Raw genomic sequence first — 1,948 nt, 5'->3', positions numbered from 1 at the left:
AGGGAGGTGCGGCCGTGGCCCCGGCGCCCGCCCGCACCTACCTGGTGTTCTTCGACTTCGACCGCGCCGACCTGACCGACCGCGCCCGCCAGATCATCTCCGAGGCGGCGCAGGCTTCGGGCCGGGTGCAGACGACGCGCATCGAGGTGGCCGGCCATGCCGACCGCGCCGGTTCGCCGCAGTACAACCAGCGCCTGTCGCAGCGTCGCGCCGACGCCGTGGCCGCCGAGCTGGTCCGCCTGGGCGTGTCGCGCTCGGCGATCACCGTCCAGGCCTTCGGCGAGAGCCGTCCGCTGGTCGCCACCGCCGACGGCGTGCGCGAGCCGCAGAACCGCCGCGTCGAAATCGTCCTGCGCTAAGACGAACGGGTCCCGGGCGCAGGCCCGGGACCACTCTTTCCACGATGACACGGGTCCCGGGGCGCCTTGCGCGTCCCGGGTTCTTCGCGTTGGGGCGAGATTATTACGCCGCACGAAATCACATCGGCGTGACCCATGAAGAGGCCCGCTTAACCCCGGCAAACCGGATGGTAGAAAGTTAAGCTTGTGGTACTCGGACGCAGCCCGCAGGGCGCGGGACAAGGTCCGGACCCGGAGAGAGGCTTGTCCCCATGATGTTCCGTAAGCTGCTGCTGGCCACCACGATGCTGGCCCTGCCGCTGGCTGGCGCCGCCACCGCCCAGACCGTGCCGGTCACCGGCGTCTATCTCGGCGCCGGCGCCGGCGTCGACTTCCAGATGGACAGCGACACCGAGGCCTCGGGCGGGCTGCAGAACACGTTGCGCGCCCGCGGCGTCAACCGCAGCGGCAAGGCCGAGTTCGGCACCGGCGGCGTCGGCGTGCTCAGCCTCGGCTGGGGCTTCGGCAATGGCGTGCGCGCCGAGATCGAGGGCAATTTCCGCCGCGCCGAATTCGACAGCTACAGCGGCAACGCACCGCTGGCGCCCTGGGGCGCCGGGCGCGGCACCGCCTCGACCTATGGCGTGATGGCCAATACCTTCTTCGACTTCCACCAGCTGGGCTGGCCGGTCGTTCCCTATATCGGCGCCGGCATCGGCTATGCCTGGACCAATTTCGATAATGCGCGCGCCACCAGCCGCGTCACCGGCGAGCGTCTGTCGATCGACGACACCGACGCGCAATTCGCCTTCCAGGGCATGGCCGGCGCCTCGCTGCCGATCTCGGCCGTGCCCGGCCTGGCGCTGACCGCCGAGTACCGCTTCTTCGGCACGCTGGACAACGAGGTCAAGGCCACGCTGACCCCGGCGAGCGGCGCGGCGCCGCAGCGCGGCAAGGTGGAGCTCGACAACTACCACCACTCCTTCCTGGTCGGCCTGCGCTACGCCTTCAACCAGCCGACCCCGCCGGCGCCGGTGCCGGTGGCGCCCGCCGCTGTACCCATCATTCATGGCCCTTCCCGCACCTACCTGGTCTTCTTCGACTTCGACCGCGCCGACCTGACCGACCGCGCCCGCCAGATCGTGGCCGAGGCGGCGCAGAACTCGACCCGGGTGCAGACCACGCGGATCGAGGTCTCCGGCCATGCCGACCGCTCGGGCTCGCCTGCCTACAACCAGCGCCTGTCGCAGCGCCGCGCCGATGCGGTGGCCGCCGAGCTGGCCCGCCTCGGCGTCGCCCGCTCGGCCATCACCATCCAGGCCTTCGGCGAGAGCCGCCCCCTGGTGCCGACCGCCGATGGCGTGCGCGAGCCGCAGAACCGCCGCGTGGAAATCGTCCTGCGCTGATCTGTTCCGATCGCGACGTGGAAAGGGGCGCCCGCGGGCGCCCCTTTTTTTATGCCGTCACTGCATCCGCATCGGCGGCTCGTCCGGCGGGTCGCCCAGCGGCGGGATGTCTGGCGCATCCGGGCTGGGCTGGTCGGGCCCTGGCGGCTCGGTGATCGGCGGCTCCGGCAGGTCGGGGCCGCCGATCACCGAGCCGCCAGGGCC

2 protein-coding genes are annotated in these 1,948 nt (G+C 71.4%); both read left to right on the top strand.

What is annotated here, in order from left to right:
* The coding region (locus tag GVN67_RS28860) for an OmpA family protein (RefSeq protein WP_160000740.1) at positions 1-359 on the top strand (359 nt) is incomplete at its 5' end.
* Positions 360-610: 251 nt separating this feature from the next.
* On the top strand, positions 611-1,744 hold the full coding sequence (locus GVN67_RS28855) for an OmpA family protein (protein WP_160000739.1): 1,134 nt from the start codon (positions 611-613) through the stop codon (positions 1,742-1,744).
* The last annotated feature ends 204 nt before the right edge of the window (positions 1,745-1,948 follow it).

Origin of the sequence: Roseomonas sp. 18066, from assembly GCF_902706185.1 — a bacterium.
GTDB lineage: Bacteria > Pseudomonadota > Alphaproteobacteria > Acetobacterales > Acetobacteraceae > Pseudoroseomonas.
This window is presented reverse-complemented; position numbering and strand designations above follow the sequence as displayed.